The 18,657-nt window shown below is 70.4% G+C and carries 15 protein-coding genes; 7 read left to right on the top strand and 8 right to left on the bottom strand.

Going from position 1 to position 18,657, the window contains the following annotated elements; all coding sequences use genetic code 11:
* The first annotated feature begins 3 nt into the window (after positions 1 to 3).
* Positions 4 to 360, top strand: a complete 357-nt coding sequence (locus D7X12_RS05205; RefSeq protein ID WP_244224357.1) for a PilZ domain-containing protein — start codon at positions 4 to 6, stop codon at positions 358 to 360.
* A gap of 53 nt (positions 361 to 413) precedes the next feature.
* On the opposite strand, the gene glgB is transcribed toward D7X12_RS05205, so the two are convergent.
* The 4 genes from glgB to D7X12_RS05185 are packed head-to-tail and all read right to left on the bottom strand — an operon-like array spanning position 414 to position 7,618.
* Positions 414 to 2,618, bottom strand: coding sequence for a 1,4-alpha-glucan branching protein GlgB (gene glgB, locus D7X12_RS05200; RefSeq protein WP_120624162.1), 2,205 nt, complete (start codon positions 2,616 to 2,618; stop codon positions 414 to 416).
* Complete coding sequence (locus D7X12_RS05195; RefSeq protein ID WP_120624161.1) at positions 2,615 to 3,949, bottom strand: phosphotransferase; 1,335 nt, start codon at positions 3,947 to 3,949, stop codon at positions 2,615 to 2,617. Before D7X12_RS05195 ends, glgB begins: the two co-directional genes overlap by 4 nt.
* 6 nt (positions 3,950 to 3,955) lie before the next feature.
* A complete protein-coding gene (gene treS, locus D7X12_RS05190) occupies positions 3,956 to 5,605 on the bottom strand; it encodes a maltose alpha-D-glucosyltransferase (RefSeq protein WP_120624160.1) in 1,650 nt (549 codons plus the stop codon).
* 18 nt (positions 5,606 to 5,623) lie between these two features.
* Positions 5,624 to 7,618, bottom strand: a complete 1,995-nt coding sequence (locus D7X12_RS05185) for an alpha-1,4-glucan--maltose-1-phosphate maltosyltransferase (RefSeq protein ID WP_120624159.1) — start codon at positions 7,616 to 7,618, stop codon at positions 5,624 to 5,626.
* Between the two features lie 210 nt (positions 7,619 to 7,828).
* Between D7X12_RS05185 and D7X12_RS05180 the strand changes: the two genes are divergently transcribed.
* Complete coding sequence (locus tag D7X12_RS05180; RefSeq protein WP_120624190.1) at positions 7,829 to 8,434, top strand: sigma-70 family RNA polymerase sigma factor; 606 nt, start codon at positions 7,829 to 7,831, stop codon at positions 8,432 to 8,434.
* A gap of 139 nt (positions 8,435 to 8,573) precedes the next feature.
* A complete protein-coding gene (locus tag D7X12_RS05175; protein ID WP_120624158.1) occupies positions 8,574 to 9,338 on the top strand; it encodes a hypothetical protein in 765 nt (254 codons plus the stop codon).
* Positions 9,339 to 9,584: 246 nt separating this feature from the next.
* Here the strand turns inward: D7X12_RS05175 and D7X12_RS05170 are convergent, their stop codons facing one another.
* The 4 genes from D7X12_RS05170 to D7X12_RS05155 all read right to left on the bottom strand — a co-directional run bounded on the left by D7X12_RS05170 (position 9,585) and on the right by D7X12_RS05155 (position 13,345).
* On the bottom strand, positions 9,585 to 11,162 hold the full coding sequence (locus D7X12_RS05170; protein WP_120624157.1) for a sensor histidine kinase: 1,578 nt from the start codon (positions 11,160 to 11,162) through the stop codon (positions 9,585 to 9,587).
* Entirely contained in the window at positions 11,159 to 11,833 is a 675-nt protein-coding gene (locus D7X12_RS05165) for a response regulator transcription factor (RefSeq protein WP_120624156.1), read from the bottom strand. Before D7X12_RS05165 ends, D7X12_RS05170 begins: the two co-directional genes overlap by 4 nt.
* Before the next feature lie 46 nt (positions 11,834 to 11,879).
* The gene (locus tag D7X12_RS05160; protein ID WP_120624155.1) at positions 11,880 to 12,863 is read right to left on the bottom strand and encodes a dioxygenase family protein; all 984 of its coding nucleotides are present in this window, start codon (positions 12,861 to 12,863) and stop codon (positions 11,880 to 11,882) included.
* A 134-nt stretch (positions 12,864 to 12,997) separates the two neighbouring features.
* A complete protein-coding gene (locus D7X12_RS05155; RefSeq protein WP_120624154.1) occupies positions 12,998 to 13,345 on the bottom strand; it encodes a hypothetical protein in 348 nt (115 codons plus the stop codon).
* 236 nt (positions 13,346 to 13,581) lie between these two features.
* Here D7X12_RS05155 and D7X12_RS05150 point away from each other — a divergent pair, with 236 nt between their 5' ends.
* The 4 genes from D7X12_RS05150 to D7X12_RS05135 are packed head-to-tail and all read left to right on the top strand — an operon-like array spanning position 13,582 to position 18,501.
* Complete coding sequence (locus D7X12_RS05150; RefSeq protein ID WP_120624153.1) at positions 13,582 to 14,217, top strand: hypothetical protein; 636 nt, start codon at positions 13,582 to 13,584, stop codon at positions 14,215 to 14,217.
* The gene (locus D7X12_RS05145) at positions 14,201 to 15,973 is read left to right on the top strand and encodes a GMC oxidoreductase (RefSeq protein ID WP_120624152.1); all 1,773 of its coding nucleotides are present in this window, start codon (positions 14,201 to 14,203) and stop codon (positions 15,971 to 15,973) included. The genes D7X12_RS05150 and D7X12_RS05145 overlap by 17 nt, the downstream gene beginning before the upstream one ends.
* Entirely contained in the window at positions 15,949 to 17,778 is a 1,830-nt protein-coding gene (locus tag D7X12_RS05140) for a hypothetical protein (RefSeq protein WP_244224356.1), read from the top strand. The genes D7X12_RS05145 and D7X12_RS05140 overlap by 25 nt, the downstream gene beginning before the upstream one ends.
* Positions 17,779 to 17,811: 33 nt before the next feature.
* Entirely contained in the window at positions 17,812 to 18,501 is a 690-nt protein-coding gene (locus D7X12_RS05135) for a hypothetical protein (RefSeq protein ID WP_120624150.1), read from the top strand.
* Positions 18,502 to 18,657 lie beyond the last annotated feature (156 nt).

Below are 18,657 nucleotides of genomic sequence, written 5' to 3'. Positions count from 1 at the left end.
ATCGTGACGACCCAGACGACCTCCCACATCGATCGCCGAGCCTTCCCCCGGCTGCACGCTCCGCTCTATTCGCGCCCCGCGCGGATGAAGCTGGGCGAGAAGAAGCAGGTGCTCGATGTCAGCCTTGGGGGCGCCCGCATCTACTCCGACGATGCGCAGGAGGTGGGCAGCCGCCTGGACCTGGAGTTGTTCATGCCCGACGGCAGCTCGCTGGAGTGCACGGCGCGCATCGTCTGGCTCATCAAGCTCCCCAAGGACGCGGTCGCGCGCTTCGAGGTGGGGCTGTCCTTCATCGACGTGCCGGAGGCGATCCTGGCGCGGTTGAAGACCGTGCTCGTCCCGGATGAAGCAGAGCGCTGAGACGTCCCCGGGCGCCTGACACCGCGGGGACGTCTGCGGTCCAGCGTGAAGCCTCAGCCCGGCGTGAACCACACCACCGACAGCGGGGGCAGGGTGAGGGCCGCCGACGCGGGCTGCCCGTCCCAGCCGGTGGGCTCGGTGTGCACCTGGCCCTGGTTGCCCAGGCCGCTGCCGCCGTACTCACTGGCGTCGCTGTTGACCAACTCCACGTAGCGGCCCTGGAGCGGGAAGCCCACGCGGTAGTTCTCGCGCGGCACCGGTGACAGGTTGGCCACGCAGACCACGTGACGCCCCGGCGTGCGGGAGCGGCGCACGAAGGCCAGCACGTTCGCCGCGGAGGCGTCCGGCTGGAGCCACTGGAAGCCCACCGGCTCGCTGTCCGAGTCGTACAGCGCGGGCAGCTCGCGGTAGACGCGGTTCAAGTCCGACATGAGCTTCTGGATGCCCTTGTGGCCCGCGTCATGGAGCAGGTGCCAGTCCAGGCTGCGGTCGTGGTTCCACTCCGCCGGCTGGCCGAACTCGCCGCCCATGAAGATGAGCTTCTTGCCCGGGTGGGCCCACATCCACGCGAAGAGCGCGCGCAGGTTGGCGCGCTTCTGCCACGGGTCTCCCGGCATGCGGCCGTAGAGGCTGCCCTTGCCGTGCACTACCTCGTCGTGGCTCAGCGGCAGCATGAAGTGCTCGCTGAACGCGTACAGCAGGCCGAAGGTGAGCTGGTTGTGGTGGTACTGCCGGTGGATGGGATCCTTGCCGAAGTACGACAGCGTGTCGTGCATCCACCCCATGTTCCACTTGAAGTGGAAGCCCAGGCCTCCCTCGCTCGTGGGCTGGCTCACCTTGGGCCACGCGGTGGACTCCTCCGCGATGACGACGACGCCCGGGTGCTTGCGGCGGATGGTGTCGTTGAGCTCGCGCAGGAACTGGATGGCCTCCTCGTTCTCGCGCCCGCCCCAGCGGTTGGGGATCCACTCGCCGTGCTTCCGGCTGTAGTCCAGGTAGAGCATGGAGGCCACCGCGTCCACGCGCAGCCCGTCGATGTGGTACTCCTCCAGCCAGAACAACGCGTTGGCGATGAGGAAGTTGCGCACCTCGTTGCGGCCGAAGTTGAAGACGAGCGTGCCCCAGTCCGGCTGCGCGCCCTTGCGCGGGTCGGCGTGCTCGTAGAGGGACGTGCCGTCGAAGTTGCCCAGCGCGTGCGTGTCACGCGGGAAGTGGCCCGGCACCCAGTCCACGATGATGCCGATGCCCTCCTGGTGCAGGTAGTCCACCAGGTAGCGGAAGTCGTCCGGGTGGCCGAAGCGCGACGTGGGCGCGTAGTAGCCACCGACCTGGTAGCCCCAGGAGCCGCCGTAGGGGTGCTCCGACACGGGCAGCATCTCCACGTGGGTGAAGCCCAATTCCTTCACGTAGCGCGACAGCTCCGGCGCCAGCTCGCGGTACGTCATGGGCCGGTCGCCGTCCTCCACCACGCGGCGCCAGCTGCCCAGGTGCACCTCGTAGACGCTCCAGGGCTGGTGCGCGGCGTCCTTGTGCTGGCCGCGCGCCTCCAGCCACGCGGTGTCACCCCACGCGTAGCGGTCCAGGTCATGCACCACCGACGCGGTGGCCGGCGGCGTCTCCGTGCGGAAGGCGAAGGGGTCCGACTTGAGCAGCCGCCCTTCACCATGGCCGGGCCGGATCTCGAACTTGTAGCGGGTGCCCTCGCCGACCTCCGGGATGAACAGCTCCCAGATGCCCGAGGAGCCCATGCGCCGCATGCTGTGCAGGCGCCCGTCCCAGCCGTTGAAGTCGCCCACCACCGACACGCTGGCCGCCGTGGGCGCCCAGACGGCGAAGGACACGCCCTTCACCCCGTTGTGGTGGATGAGGTGCGCGCCCATGCGCTCCCAGAGCCGCTCGTGGCGCCCCTCGCCCGCGAAGTAGAGATCCAACTCCCCCAGCGTGGGCAGGAAGCTGTACGGGTCGCGCAGGGTGAAGACCTTCTTGCCCGGGTACTCCACCTCCAGCAGGTAGCCGAAGGGCTCCGTGCGGCCGTTGATGCGCGCCTCGAAGACGCCGCCGGTGCGGTGCACCATGGGCACCTTGCCGCCGAACTCCGGCAGCACGTTGATGGAGACGGCCTCTGGCCGGTAGGCCCGGACCACCATGCCATCCCCGTCCGGGTGCACGCCCAGGACCGAGTGCGGCTCCGGATGGCGCAGCTCCACCACGCGTTGCAGCTCCGCCTCCACCTGGGCTCTGTCCGCCGGCTTCCTCACTGGGCATCCTCCATCCGCAACAGGGCCTCGACGGGGATGCGCACCCAGTCGGGCCGGTTCGCCAGCTCGTAGCGCACCTCGTACAACAGCTTCTCCAGCTCGAAGGCGCGCAGCATCACGTCAAAGGCCTCGTCGTTGTCCGGCAGGAAGGGCGCCCCGCGCGTCGCGGTGCGGTAGCCCTCCAGGAACGCTTCGCGGGTGGGGCCCACGCGCCCGCGCGGCTGGCCGCCCTCCAGCGCGACGGTGGCCTCCGCGTAGTCGAAGGAGCGCAGCATCCCCGCCACGTCGCGCAGCGCGCTGTACTTCTCCCGGCGCGCGGTGAAGGAACGGGACGGCTCGCCCTCGAAGTCGAAGAAGAGCCACTGGTTGTCCGAGCGCAGCACCTGGCCCAGGTGCAGGTCGCCGTGGATGCGGATCTTCAGGCCGGAGGGCGCCACGTGCGCCAGCTTCTTCGCGTACGCGATGAGCCCCTCGCGCCGGCCCTCCAGATCCGCGTGCAGCCGCCCCGCGTCCGCCAGCGTCACGCCCAGCTCGCCCACGATGGACGCGCTCCAGCGCTGCAGGTCCTCCAGCAGGAGCGGCTCCGGGGAGAAGGCCAGGTCGTCCGGCCCCGCGGAGGCGAACGCCTTGTGCAGCTCTCCCAGCTTCGCGCCCAGCTCCCGCATGTCCTGCGTGAAGCCGTCGCCAGGGGCCTTCTGCTGGCGCAGCCTGTCCAGCGTGTACTTCCAGCCGTCCACGGCGTCCGGCACGAAGCGGTGCGCCAGGGCCAGCGTCGCGCCCGCGGGCCCCTCCAGGTTGAGCGCGCCCAACAGCTGCGGCGTCGCGCGGAAGGACGTCTTCGTCGCGAGGAAGCGGCCCACCTCGTACTCGGGGTTCACGCCCGCTTCGAGCTTGCGGATGATCTTGATGATGACCCGCTCGCCCAGCACCAGCGACGTGTTGCTCTGCTCCACGTTGAGCCGGCGCACCGGCAGCGGATCCGGCAGGGCGACGCCGCTGTCGGTGGAGGAAATCCATTCGCCCACGAGCCGGCCGGAGCCGGAGGGCAGCTGCTTGCCCTCGCGCGCCAGGTTGAAGACGGCGCGCACGCAGTCGTCATCCTCCAGCGCGCTGTGGAGGCCGTCCGGGCCCATCCTCGCCTGGAGCTGGTAGCGCTCCGGGTGGCCCAGCTCGTACACCACCTCCACGATGGCGAGGGTGAAGGAGCACGTGCCCAGGTTCATGGAGACGTGGTCCGCCACGCTGACGCTCTTGATGGGCCACGCCTTGCCGGCGAACCAGCGCTGGGCCTTGAGGAAGTCAGGCAGCTTTGTCAGGTCCAAGGTCGTCACGCGCGTTTACTCCTTCCCCGGCATTGGCTTGTCCAACCGGAACCAGAGGAACATGTAGGGCCCCATCGACAGCTGGTAGGGCAGGTCGCTGATGCGGGGGAACGCCGTCTCGCCAATCAGCTCCACGGGCACCGCGCCCGAAAGCTCGCGCAGGTCCAGCACGGCCGGCTGCGCGAAGCGCGACAGGTTGCAGATGACCAGCACGGACTGGCCCTGCCATTCCCGCACGAAGGCCAGCACCTTGCGGTTCTCCGTGGTGAGGAACTTCAGCGTCCCCATGGCGAAGACGGGGTAGCGCTGGCGGATGCGGATCATCCGCTTCACCCACTGGAGCAGGCTGGACTTCTGCCGGTCCTGCGCCTCCACGTTGATGGACTGGTAGCCGTAGACGGGATCCGCGATGACGGGCGCGAACAGGCGCGCATAGTCCGCGCGGCTGAAGCCCGCGTTGCGGTCGCCCGTCCACTGCATGGGCGTGCGCACGCCGTTGCGGTCGCCCAGGTAGATGTTGTCGCCCATGCCAATCTCGTCCCCGTAGTAGAGGACCGGCGTGCCGGGCAGGGTGAACAGCAGGCTGTGCATCAGCTCGATGCGCCGGCGGCCGTTGTCCATCAGCGGCGCGAGCCGGCGGCGGATGCCCAGGTTGATGCGCATGCGCGGGTCGGTGGCGTACTCCCGGTACATGTAGTCCCGGTCCTCGTCCGTCACCATCTCCAGCGTCAGCTCATCGTGGTTGCGCAGGAAGATGGCCCACTGGCAGTTGTCCGGGATGTCCGGCGTCTGCTGCATGATTTCCACGATGGGCGTGCGGTCCTCGCGGCGCACCGCCATGAACAGGCGGGGCATCACCGGGAAGTGGAAGCCCATGTGGAACTCGTCGCCCTCGCCAAAGTACACGCGCACGTCGGCGGGCCACTGGTTCGCCTCCGCGAGCAGCACCTTGCCCTGGTACTCGGAGTCGATTGTTTTACGCAGGCGCTTCAAGAACGCGTGCGTCTCCGGGAGGTTCTCGCAGTTGGTGCCCTCGCGCTCGAAGAGGTAGGGCACGGCGTCGCAGCGGAACCCGTCCACGCCCATGTTGAGCCAGAAGCGCATGACGTCCAGCATGGCTTCCTGCACTTCGGGGTTGTCGTAGTTGAGGTCCGGCTGGTGGCTGAAGAAGCGGTGCCAGAAGTACTGCTTGGCCACCGGATCCCACGTCCAGTTGGAGCGCTCCGTGTCGGTGAAGATGATGCGCGCGCCCTTGTACTGTTCGTCGGTGTCGCTCCAGACGTACCAGTTGCGCTTGGGGCTCTTGGGGTCACGCCGCGCCTCCTGGAACCAGGGGTGCTGGTCGCTGGTGTGGTTCACCACCAGCTCCGTGAGGATGCGCAGGCCGCGCTTGTGGGCCTCCTCCACCAGCCGCTGGAAGTCCGCCAGCGTGCCGTAGTCCGGGTGGATGCCGTAGAAGTCCGCGATGTCGTAGCCGTCATCGCGCAGCGGGGAAGGGTAGTGCGGCAGCAGCCAGATGCAGTCCACGCCCAGGTCCTGCAGGTACGGCAGCTTCTCAATCAGGCCCGGGATGTCCCCGTGGCCGTCCCCGTTCGAGTCATGGAATGCGCGGATGTGCAGCTCGTAGATGAGCGCCTTTTTGTACCAGAGCGGATCCAGGTCCATACGCCTCTCAAAAGGGTGTCACTCGAAGTAGTCGAACGCGTGCTCGGTGCGGCGGAAGCGGTACACGGCGTAGAGGGCTGCGGGCTGCTCGGGCGTCAGGCGCACCTGCACGTCTGGCCCCTGCCACAGCGAGCGCTGGTCGGCCATCAATTCATGCACCTGATACGTCTCCTCCGGCTTCACGCCCAACCACTCCATGGGCACGTGCAGGAGGGCCTCCTGCGGCGCGTAGGGATCCAGGCTCACCGCGACCAGCACCGTGCTGGTGCCGTCCGGGGTGCGCTTGCCGTAGAAGAGGACGCGCTCGTTGTCGGACTCGAAGAAGCGCAGGCCCGTGTACTGCTGGAGCGCGGGGTGCTGCTTGCGCGCGGCGTTGAGCCTGCCAATCCAGTCGGAGATGTTGCCCGGCCTGTCCCAGTCCCAGGCGACGAGCTGGTACTTCTCCGAGTCCAGGTACTCCTCCTTGCCCGGCACCGGCCGGCCCTCGCACAGCTCGTAGCCGGAGTACATGCCCCACACCGACGACAGCGTGGAGGCCAGCGCCACGCGCAGGCGGAAGGCGCCCGGGCCCGCGTTCTGGAGGTTTTCCGGCAGGATGTCCGGCGTGTTGGGCCAGAGGTTGCCGCGGAAGTAGTCCGCCACCGGGGGCTGGGTGATCTCCTCCAGGTACGTGCGCAGCTCGTCCTTGAAGAGGCGCCAGGTGAAGTACGTGTACGACTGGGTGAAGCCCACCTTGCCCAGGGCCTTCATCACCTTGGGGCGGGTGAACGCTTCGGACAGGAAGAGCACGTCCGGGTGCAGGTCCTGCACCTCGCGGATGAGCCAGTGCCAGAACTGCATCGGCTTGGTGTGCGGGTTGTCCACGCGGAAGGTGCGCACGCCGTGGTCCACCCAGAACAGGACGACGGACTTCAGCTCCTTCCAGAGGGCGTCCCGCGCGGGGCCCATCCAGTCGAAGTTGACGATGTCCTCGTAGCGCTTGGGCGGGTTCTCCGCCGTCTTGATGGTGCCGTCCGGGCGGTGCTGGAACCACTCCGGGTGGTCCTTCACGTAGGGGTGGTCCGGCGCGCACTGGAACGCCAGGTCCAACGCCACTTCGATGCCGTGCGCCTGCGCCGCGTCCACGAACGCGCGGAAGTCCGCGAACGTGCCCAGCTCCGGGTGGATGGCCTTGTGGCCCCCTTCCGCGGCGCCAATGGCCCACGGGCTGCCCACGTCACCGGGCAGCGCGCGCAGGGTGTTGTTCTTGCCCTTGCGCGCGGTGCGGCCAATGGGGTGGATGGGCGGGAGGTAGACGGTGTCGAAGCCCAGCTTCTGGATGTACGGCAGCCACGCCTCCGCGTCCTTGAACGTGCCGTGCGTCTTGCCGTCGCGCTTCGCGGAGCGCGGGAAGAATTCGTACCAGGCGGCGTTGCGAGCCTTCTCCCGGTCCGCGAAGACCTCCAGCACCTGGTCGTAGCGGCGCGCGAGCGTGCGGTCCGGGTGGCGTGACGCCACGTCCGCCAGCTCCGGCGACAGCGCGGCGAGGAGGTGCTCCGGAGCGGGCGGCGTGCGCAGGCGGGCCCCCACCTCGGCGAGCATGCGGCTGTCCTCGGCGGAGACATCCTTCGCGCGCGCCGCGGCGCCTTCCAGCAGGGCGGCCCCTTCGAGCAGCTCGCTCTTCACGTCGCGGCCCGCATCCACCTTGCGCTTCAGCTCGTGCGCCCAGGTGCGGAAGAGATCCGGCCACGCTTCAATCGTGTATTCGTAGCGGCCGTTCCGGGCCAGGGGGATGACTCCCTCCCAGGCGTCGTTGCTCTTGTGGGTGAGGGGCACCTCGGCCCAGTCCGTCTTCTGGGCGGCGGGGGTGACCTGGCGCCAGCGCGCGACGGCCACGAGGACGTCGTGGCCTTCCTTGAAGATGTCCGCGCGGACGGTCAGGCTCTCCCCGGCGATGCGCTTGATGGCGTAGCGCCCTGCGTCCAGCTCCGGCTGGACGTTCTCGATGAACACGCTTCCGAGTCTGTCGGTCATATCGGCTGACGGTGGCTTATAGGACTGTGAGTGGGTGGCTCCAGGCGGCAATTTGCGGGTGTTGTTGATTGAAGAGGCGACCGCCTGGTCGCGTTGGCCTGTCAACGTTAGGGATGGAGGGGACAGGCGACTACCCTGCGAGGCTGGGTGGAGAACTCTCGATGGTTGAAGCTGGGATCCGCCCCTCCGGTTGCGGTATCCGGGATGAACATGGCGCCTACCGACTCCTCCGCTCAGCAAGCGAGTGACCTGTCGGCCGACCGCGATCTGCTCCGGCAGGTTGCACTCGGCAGCGCGGATGCCATGCGCGATGTGTACGCGCGGTGTTCGGCGCGGGCCTTCGCCATCGCGGTGCGGCTGCTGCCCACGCGCGCGGACGCGGAGGAGGTCCTCCAGGAGATCTTCCTGGACGTGTGGCGCCGCGCGCGTGAGTTCGACCCCGCGCGCGGAGGGTTGGAGACGTGGGTGACGACCATCGCCCGGACGCGCTCCATCGACCGGTTGCGTTCGCTGGGTACGGTGTCGCGGATGGTGGAGGGCGTCAGCCAGCAGGCGCCGCCGACGAGCGCCATGCCGGTGGCACCGGATGTCTCCGTGGCCGCGAGTCAGGACCAGGCGCGGGTGCGCGTGGCGCTGGCGCAGCTGCCGCCGGAGCAGCGGGAGGTGGTGATGCTCGCGTACTTCGAGGGGCTGTCCCAGAGTGAGATTGCCCAGAAGACGGGGCAGCCGTTGGGCACGGTGAAGACGCGCGCGCGGCTGGCGCTGGAGAAGCTGTCGGTGCTGCTGGACGCGCGGCCCGCGTCCGTGTCGCGCTGAGCTTCCTGATCTCCGGAGGACACAGGGCCATATCCGCGGGGATGGGCGGTGAAGCAGGCTCGCGCGGATGCTGCCTTGCGGTGCGGGGCAGGGCCACCACACCTTGCGACTGTTTCGCGAACCCCAGGGAGGGGCGGACATGCGCAAGGTGATGGATGCAGGTGCGGCGTTGATGAGTGAGCGGGAGCGGCAGGTGATGATGGCCAGTGTCCCGCGGAACCTGATGGAGCTGTCGCGGCGCGAGCTTGAGCGGATGGTGAAGCGGGCGCGCGACATCATGGAACGGTACGCGCAGCGCTCGGTGCCGGTGGAGCGCGTGGCCCCGGGACGGCGCATCCCCCTGCGGAGCCGCAAGGTGGAAGGGACGACGATGCACACCCGGCGCAAGGCGGCGATGTTCCGCACGGCGCTGGCGCGCTTCGAGCTGCGGCTGGGCCGCATGGCGAAGGCGGCACTGCCCAAGGCGCGGCCCGCGTTGCGCAAGCCGAGGGTGGGGAAGTCAACGCGTGCCCTGCCTTCGCGCACGAAGACGGTGAAGGCGACGCGGCGGGCCCGTGTGACGACTGCGCGCACGAAGACCGGGAAGGCGACGCGGCGGGCCCGTGTGACGACTCCGCGCACGAAGGCGACGCGGATGACCAGGGCCACGCCCACGAGGACGACCGCGATGGCCCGCGCCACGCCGCCTCGCAGGAAGACCCCGAAGGCGACGCGGAGGGCCGGTGCGATGCCCATGCGTCCGAAGACCGCGATGACGACGCGACGGACGGCCCGCGCCACGCCTCCGCTGAAGACGCTGGCAACGCCGACGGTCCGGCCCGTGGGCTACACGCGCCGGACGCAGGCGAAGGGCGGGGTGCGCAAGGTGCAACGGGTCCCGGTCATGAATCCGCGGGAGCTCTAGGCCACCGGCAGGCGGGGCGGACAGGGTGGCTGCGTGCCCTGCGGGAGGCTGTCGCCGGAAGGCCCCAGCCCGTTGCCCGGTGAAGCGGTAGGGGGGGCCTGCCGGGCGCGCTTGTCGCCAACCTGTCCGACAGTCGGACAGGTTCATCCGCCTGGATGCGACCGGGTGGTACTAGAAGACGGACCATGCGGAATCGATCGATCCTCATCGGCACGGTGTTGGGGTTGGTCCTCGTCGTCGGGTCCGTCAGTCCGTGGGTGTCATCAGCGGGCCGGTGAAGCCGACCTCCAGTCCTCCGTACTCGGACGGAGCCAGGGTCAACGTCCAGCCGTGCAGCTCCACGACGTTGTTCACGATGTGCAGGCCCAGACCCTGGCCCTGCGGGGCCCGCGTGCGGGCCGCGTTGCCCCGGAAGCGGCGCTCCAACAGTCGCGAGCGTTCCTCCTCCGGGATGCCCGGCCCATCGTCGATGACGCGCAGGTGGAAGGTCTGCTGGCGCGTCGTCTCCAGCACCACCGCCACGTGGCCGTCCTCGCGCCCATGGCGGATGCCGTTGAGCACCACGTTGCTCACCGCCTGCTCCAGGAGCGTCTCGTCTCCCATCACCCAGGTGGGCGTCGCCGGCACGCCGCTCTCCAGTGCGATGCGACGCGGACGGGCGATGGGCTGGTGCCGGCCCAGCACGCGCGACACCAGCGCGTTCAGGTCCACCGGCGCGTGCTGCACCTGGGGCGCTCCGGCCTCCAGCCGCGCCGCGGCTCCCAGGTTGTGCACCAGCGAGGCCATGTAGTGCGCCTCGCCCATCGCGGAGTTCATCAGGTCCGGCTCCAGCGCGTCACCTGTCCTGAGCCGCTGCTGCATCGCGGCCAGGTGGCCCTGCAGCACCGTGAGCGGCGTCATCACGTCGTGCGTGGTGTTGGCCAGGAAGTCGCGCAGCGTCTGCTCGCGGGCCTCCTGGTGCGCCATCTGCGCCTGGATCTCCTCGCGGGCCTCCTGGAAGGCCCGGGCCAGCTCCGCGATCTCGTCGTGGCCCCGCACCGTCACCGGCTGCCGGTAGTGACTTCCCGAGGACGCGCGCACCTCCTCGGTGAGCCGGCGCAGCCGCTGCACCACCGGGCCCAGGGCCACCACCATCGCCGACAGCAGGATGAGCGTGGGCACCCCCCAGATGCTCAGCGGAGGCAGCCCCACCTCCGGCGAGTCCGCGGGCTCCACGCGCCGGGCCAGCACGTACTCGCACGGCCCGCCTTCCCAGGGCATGCGCAGCAGCAGGTCCTGCACGAGCGCGCCGTCCTCCTTGGAGTAGCGGCGCACGCCCACGCCGCTCGCTCGCACCCCTTCGCGCAGGTCGTCGTCCAGCGCGGGTGCCTGCGCGTTGCGCGACACGAACTGGCCGTCGAACGGGAACAGCTGCACGGGCGGCATCCGCCTGCCGAAGGGCCCCTGGTCGCGAGCGCCTCTCTGGGGCGGCCCGTCGTTGCCCGGCCCCCGGGCCCCCGTCTCCGAGCCCATCTCCGAGCCCGTACCGGGCGGCGGCCCACCGGGGGATGGGGCGCCTGGAGGAGGACCGCCCACGCCGTCGGGGCCCGGACCGCCTCCCTCGCGCTCCCACGGAGGACGCGGTGAACGCGTGCGGACCATCCAGGTGTCGGGCGCGGACTCGCAGCGCTCGCGACCGCCGGACTGCATCTGCGCCAGCGTGGACCCGGCGATGACCTCGTCCGTCGTGCGCCGGCGCACCGAGTGCTCCACCTGCACCAGCGCGAACGCCGTGGGCACCGTCACCGCCACCGCCGTGAGCGCCAGCCGCAGTCGCAGCTTCACGCGTCCTCCCCAGGCACCAGCCGGTAGCCCACGCCCCACACCGTCTCCACACACTTCGCCGGGCCCAGCTTGCGCCGCAGCCGCGAGACGTGGACGTCCAGCGTGCGCTCCGTGCCCTCACGCTCCGGATCCAGCACGTGGTCCACCAGCCACTGCCGCGTCACGGCCTCCTGCGGCCTGCGCGCCAGGGCCGCGAGCAGCCCGAACTCCACCCGCGTCAGCTCCACCGGCCGCCCGCGCACCTGCACGGCGTGCCCCTGGAGGTCGATGCGCAGCGGGCCCACCTCCACCACCGACGGCTCCTTCTGGAGGGTGGGGCGGCGCAGGCGCGCGCGCACGCGTTCGATGAGCTCCTCCGGCCAGAAGGGCTTCGTCATGTAGTCGTCCGCGCCCAGCTTCAGGGCGCGGACCTTGTCGAGCGTGTCGTTGCGCGCGCTCAGGATGAGCACCGGGACCTCCGAGAAGGCCCGCAGCGCCTTGAGCATGTCCAGCCCGTAGGTGCCGGGCAGCATCAGGTCCAACACCACGAGGCTCACGTCCGGAAGCTCGCCGGCCACCAGCAGCCGGCCCTCGCGCCACCAGACGGCGTCAAAGCCCGCGCCCCGGAGGTGCCCGAGGATCTGCGAACCGAGCGGCTCATCGTCCTCCACCAGCAGGATGCGATCCCCCATGCGTCAGGCCTCCTTCAAGCCCCGGAGCTGTCCGGGGAAGTCTGGCTCAGGGCATGCCAGCGTCGAAACCCGGAGGCGGACCGCCCAGGCCGCCGTCGCGACCGGGCGGCGGGCCCATGCCGCCGTCACCGCCCGGAGGCGGACCACCACCACCGCCGCCACCGCCGCCCGGGATGGAGCACTGCGCGTTGGCGAGCGAGGAGCGGATGACGAGCGTCTTGGCCGCCAGCATCGCGCCGTCCGCCAGGCGCTGCGTGGTGAACAGGTAGTTGCCCACGCTCTCCGCGGAGACGACGTTGTCGTTGGCGTTGGTCGTGTCGCGCGCGCCCCGCGCGTTGTACAGCGGCTGGTGGTTGATGATGTCGTCGTTGAGCGTGTCGTCGAAGAAGAGCTGCGAGGTGACGAACTCGCTGCCGTTGATGCGCACGGTGAAGTGGATGTGGACGGTGCGGCTGCTGTACCAACCGGGGAAGCAGGTGTCGAAGTCCGCCCGCCCGTTCGCGTCCGTGGTCTGCACGCCGCGGAACCACCGCCCCGCGCGCGCCACCGCGTCGCCGGAGGTGCAGAAGTCGCTGGCGTCCTCGCCGGAGTACAGGCCTTCCGGTGCGGCGTGCCAGATGTCCACCGTGGCGCCCGGGATGGGCTTGCACGTCTCGTCGACGACGAGGAAGGCCAGGCGCACCGGCAGGCCGTCGTGGCCTTCGCTGATGTCCTTGCGCTCCACCGTGGTCGCGTAGCAGGGGCCCAGCGTGGACTCGCAGGTGAGGTTGCACACCGTGCCGATGCCGGCGGCGAACGGGTCCGGGTAGCTGGCGGCGGCCGTCATCGCCGCGGTGCCGCCGGTGGCCCACACGCCTGGCTCCGTCGTGCCCGCGTCGGTGTCACCTGGCACGCCGTCCGTCTCGCCGCCACCGCAGGCGATGAGCAGCCGGCCCAGCGGAATCGCGGCCAGCGACAGGCCGAGGCCACGCAGGATGCCTCGACGCGTGATGACCTGGGGGAGCAGGTCCTGAGGGGTCTCGCTCTTCATCCGGGGTTCCTCCGGGAGACGGTGAACCGGGAGCGGCGGGCTGCCACTCGCGGGACCCTCCGGCACGGGGCCAGACGGCGAACCGGGTTATCGCGGGAGAACCTTAAGCAACCCTTACGCGCGAGCGGCGGACCTCAGGAGAAGCGCACGACGAAGTCTGCGAGCAGCGGGCCCGCCGCCTGTCCGTCCGCTGTCGAACGCGGACCGCCCTCGGAGAGCTTCGCGCCCAGCTCCTCCAGCGCGGGCTTCATCGCCTCGAAGGCGCGGGTCGCCTCTTCGGCCGTGTAGAAGAAGCGCGGGTGCCGCAGCCACCCGGCGATGCCGCAGGTGATGGAGTGGAAGGAGCGCGCCTCGTCTGCTTCGTAGGTGAGGCGCAGGTTGCCGCGGTAGCCCTCGTCGCGCACCACGATGCCGCCCTGGCTGCCCTCGCCCCCGAGCGTCGCGCCCGCCTCGTAGTCGCTCCAACCCGTGTCCTGGTCCATGTCTTCACCCTTAGCACCGCGCGCACGTCCTGGGCTGCGTGTCAGGGGGGCGCCACGCCGTTCCGCGAGGCCCCGGTCAGGAGTGGCGAGGGGCCGCGCGGCAGGGACTGCATGGCGGTTGTCGCCTTTCACGCACCGCACCACGTTTGCGATGGGGGGACGTCATGTCCGCGCGAGCAACTGCCTCCGCATGGCGGCCGCCCGCGAACTCCCCCCTCACTTCGGAGATCACCCAGATGACCCGACCCGCTCCCGACCTGACCTTCCGCGAGACCATGTCCGGTCCGCTGGCCCTGGGCTCCACCAACCCCGAGGCCGGAGCCCACGAGGGCCGCTCCACGCCCTTCACCATGCACTGCACCATCACCATCGACGACATGGACGACTTCGTCCGCGACGCGTCCCACGCCGCCCGGCTGGTGGCCCACGTGCAGTACCCGCCCCTGGGCGACGACCTGCCCGTGCGCGACGGCAGCTTCAACCTCTTCAAGTCCACCGACGACCCGGGGACGAAGATCATGAGCTACGGCCTGCGCTTCCAGGCCCACGACCAGGACTACTACCTGGAGGGCACGAAGACGCTGCACGACGACGCGGGGCCCGACCTCTGGCGCGACACCACGCGCCTGTACTGCCAGCTCCACGAAGGCACCGACGCGCGCGGCCGCGTGGTGGGCGCCGGCATCCTGGTGCTGGGCATGCGCGAATTGCTGCGGCTGGTGACGAGCATGCGCTCCTCCCGCGAGGGGACGGAGGGCCTGGAGCAGGTGGCCCGCTTCGGCAAGCTGTTCCTGGGCGCGCTCTGGGACCTCTACGCGCCCCGCGCGCGGAGCGAGGCGGAAGGGGAGGTGACGCATGGGCACGAGCGCTGAGCACTTCGACGTCGTCATCGTCGGCTCGGGCTTCGGCGGTTCGGTGATGGCGTGGCGCCTGGCGGACGCCGGCCTGCGGGTGTGCGTGCTGGAGCGCGGCAAGGCCTACCCGCCCTGGTCGTTTCCCCGCAGTCCGTACGACATGCGCCGCAACTTCTGGGATCCGAGCAAGGGCCTGCACGGCCTCTTCAACCTGTGGTCGTTCCAGGGGCTGGGCGGCGTGGTGTCCGCGGGCCTGGGCGGCGGGTCGCTCATCTACGCCAACGTGCTCTTGCGCAAGGAGGAGGAGACCTTCATCCACGAGGATCCGCGCGACGGCAGCTACGAGGACTGGCCCGTCACCCGCGCGGACCTGGAGGCGCACTACGACGCGGTGGAGAAGATGATGGGCGTGCAGCGCTACCCGCTGGAGCACGAGCCCTACAAGTCCACCGCGAAGACGCAGGCCATGAAGCTCGCCGCCCAGCGCCTGGGGCGCGCCGCCGACTGGCAGCTCCCCCCGCTGGCGGTGACGTTCGGCAACCCCGGCGAGGTGCCCGTGCCGGGCGAGCCCATCCGCGAGCAGCAGCCCAACCTCCACGGCCGCGCGCGCACCACCTGTCACCTCTGCGGCGAGTGCGACATCGGCTGCAACTCCGGCAGCAAGAACACGCTCGACTACACGTACCTGTCCGCGGCGAAGCGCGCCGGGGCGCAGCTGCGCACGCGCGCGGAGGTGACGGAGTTTTGGCCCGCCGACGGTGGAGGCTACGTCGTGCAGTACCTGGACCACCGCCACGCGGAAGGCACGCCGCGCGAAGGCCCCCAGTCGATGCTGCCCCGCACCACCGTGACGGCGGACCGGCTGGTGATGGCGGCGGGCACGTTCGGCACCACGTACCTGCTGCTGAAGAACCGGCGGCACTTCCCGGCGCTGAGCCACCAGCTGGGCTCGCGCTTCTGCGGCAACGGGGACCTGCTGGGCTTCCTGCGGGAGTGCCGCGACACGAGCACTGGCAAGAAGCTGCCGCGCGTCCTGGAGGGCGGGCGCGGCCCGGTCATCACCAGCGCGCTCCACTTCCGGGGCCAGGAGGAGGGCGGTACGGGCCGGGGTTACTACATCGAGGACGCGGGCCACCCGGAGTTCGTCAACTGGCTCCAGGAGGGCGCGCACCAGGTGCCCCTGCTGAAGCGCGGCCTGCGCCTGGGATGGCGGCTCGTGCGCGGCTGGACGGGCCTCACGCGGGACTCGGACGTGAGCGAGGAGATCGCCGAGCTGCTGGGCGAGGCCCTGGGCTCCGCGACGTCGCTGCCGCTGCTGGGCATGGGGCGCGACATCCCGGATGGGCACATGCGGCTGACCTCGGACGGGATGCTGGACATCGACTGGAGGCTGAAGAGCTCACGCCAGTATTTCGAACGGCTGCGCCAGTCGATGGCGGACATCGCCCGCACGCTCGAGGGGACGCTGGTGGAGAACCCGCTCAGCTACCTGAGCCGGGTCATCACCGTGCACCCGTTGGGCGGCTGTCCCATGGGCCGCGCGCCCTCGACGGGCGTGGTGGACGCGTCGGGTGAGGCCTTCGGGCACCCCGGATTGTACGTGGCCGACGGCGCGATGATGCCGGGCCCCACCGGTCCCAACCCCAGCCTCACCATCGCCGCGCTGGCGGATCGCTTCGCGGACCACCTCATCGACGCCCACTCCCGCGCCGCGCCCGTCCGCAGGCCGAGCCAGGGCAAGGAGCAGCCATGGCAGTCCGCACCCCCGATGTGATCAGCGTTCCAGGCGTGGGTGAGAAGCCCGGGCCGCTGCCGGCCGAGCCACCGGGAAAGCCGATGGTGGCCTGGTACGACCCGGGCGTGCTCGCGAAGACGGGCCTGAAGACGCTGCTGTCGGGGACCATCGGGCGGCAGGCGGACCGGCGGCTGCTGGACGCGGTGGCCCGGCCCCAGCCGCTCGCGTTCGACTACTCGGAGGACGACGACGGCCACGCCCGCGAGGAGCTGTGGCTGGACTACGTGTCGGACCTGGGAGATGGCTGGGACTCCACCTACGCGGTGGCCTCCGCCGTGACGGCACCGACGCTGGACGTGAAGGATGCGTCCGGCAAGGTGCACCACACGGTGGGCGGGGAGGTGCTCGTGTTCGGCGGGGACGAGGTCTACCCGACCGCGAGCCTGCAGGAGTACCAGGCGCGCACCGTGGTGCCCTACGCCGATGCGTTGAACCGCCGCCGCCGCCGGCCGCACCTGTTCGCGGTGCCGGGCAACCACGACTGGTACGACGGGCTGGTGTCCTTCACGCGCCTGTTCTGCCAGGGCCGGCGCACCCAGGGCTGGCGCACGAAACAGCAGCGCAGCTACTTCGCGCTCAAGCTGCCGCACGGCTGGTGGCTGCTGGGCACGGACATGCAACTGGACTCCGACCTGGACGCGTCCCAGGTGGAGTTCTTCCAGAAGGTGGCCCGGGAGATCCCCGACACGGACCGCGTCATCCTCTGCAACGCGGAGCCGGCGTGGATCAAGCAGCAGGTGCAGCCCCGCGCGGGCCGCGGCTTCATGGATCACAACATCGACTTCCTGGAGCAGAAGGTGCTGGGCAAGAAGGTGAGCATGTTCCTCGCGGGGGACCTGCACCACTACCGCCGGCACGAGGACGCGGAAGGGCGGCAGAAGATCGTCGCGGGTGGGGGAGGGGCGTTCCTGCATCCCACGCACCTGCCGAAGGTGGACAAGCGACCGGGCGGCTATGAGTTGAAGGAATGCTATCCGTCCCAGGCGGCGTCCCGGCGCCTCACCTGGCGCAACCTGGCGTTCACCGGCCTCAACCCCTGGTTCGCCGCGTTCATGGGCGTCGTGTACATGCTGCTGGGCTGGGGCGTGGCCGCGAACCTCAACGAAGGCCCCGCCGCGGGCGTGCCGCCGTTCCGCGAGGTCCTCAACGCGGTGTTGCAGAGCACGGGCTCGATGGTGCTCGCGGCAGGGGTGTTGCTGGGCTGCGTCGCCTTCGCGGACGACCGGAGGGGCAAGCGCTGGCGGCAGGTGGCCGGCGGCCTGCACGGAGCGGCGCACCTCATCATCGCGCTGCTGCTCATCTGGGGCGTGGCCTCCATCGCCTCGCCCCTGGCGGGCGAGCTGCGCTGGAGCCTGCGGCGCGACCTGTTCAGCGGGCTGCTGCTCTTCGGCGGAGGCGCGCTGGTGGGGCCGCTGGTGGTGGGCGCGTACCTGCTGGTGTCGCTCAACGTGTTCGCCTGTCACCCCAACGAAGCGTTCTCGTCGCTCTCCATCCCGGACTGGAAGAACTTCCTCCGGCTCCACTTCGACGCGGATGGGCGACTCACCGTGTACCCCATCGGCATCCGCCGGGTGCCGCGACGCTGGAGGCGGAGCGGGCTCGTCCGCGATCCGGTATGGGTGCCCGACCCGAAGGACACCCGGGCCACGCCGCCCGCGCTCATCGAACCGCCCATCGTGCTGGGCCGCTCGAAGGCGCCGCCCGTGAAGGTGGGGGACGGTATCGGTCAGGACGTACCCGCCCCTGTGGTGTTGGAAGAACATCACCTGGACCGTCCGGTTTGAGCGGCGCGAGCCGACGGCCTACGCTCTGGCTCCATGAAGGCGATGCTCCTGCTGTCCCTGATGCTCCTCGGCGCCGCGCCGCCCGGCGCCGCGCCGTCGTCCCTGCCCCCCGAAGCGCTGGGCGCGCCCCCCCTGGTGGATGTGTCCCCCACGGCGTGGGCGTGCACCATCGACACGCTGCGCGCGGGCAAGGAGTGCGTCTTCGAGGCGGAGATGCCGCCCGCCGGCGCCCCCAGCTCCGACGTGGAGAAGGCCAACGTCAAGCTGCTGCAGGACGCGTCGCGCGCGCTCTGCACGGAGGCCGTCAGCAACGCCCGGGATGGCCAGCCGGACCCGAAGCTCGTCACCGTCTGCGAGCGCAAGTACGCCGCCGTCGTGGGCCGCTGCGGCCTCGAGGGTGGCACGTCGGTGGTGGACTCGAAGGGGCGCTTCTCGCCCGCGGCCCGCGCCTGCTACCGCGCGCTGTCCACCGTGCTGCAGGACGTGCAGCTGATGGCCACCGTGGCCTCCACCTGCTGTGAGTGCGCCGCGCGCAGCCAGTGCCCCGGCAACGGCGAGGCCTGCTACGCGGACGTGTCGCGCCAGCAGGCCGCGCCCGCCGCGCTCGCCTGCATGGACGAGCGCTGCCACGACGCGTGCTCCATGATGCTGCCGTCCTCCGCGTCCATTCCCCGCCCGGCGCCCGCGCGCGGGAGCCAGCGCACCGGCTCCGCGTCGCTGTAGCCCGTCTCGTCTCCAGGACCCCTGCGCCATGACCCGTCTCCCGATGCTGTCCCTGCTGGGCGCGCTCGTCACCGGCTGCGGTGCGTCGCACTCGCACGTCGCCCTGGAGGACCGCGCCCTCACGGACGCGCCGCCCCCGACGACGCAGCCCGCCCC

It is taken from the genome of Corallococcus sicarius (genome assembly GCF_003611735.1).
GTDB classification, from domain to species: domain Bacteria; phylum Myxococcota; class Myxococcia; order Myxococcales; family Myxococcaceae; genus Corallococcus; species Corallococcus sicarius.
The sequence above is the reverse complement of the archived record's forward strand: the minus strand, read 5'-3'. Positions and strand labels throughout refer to the sequence as shown.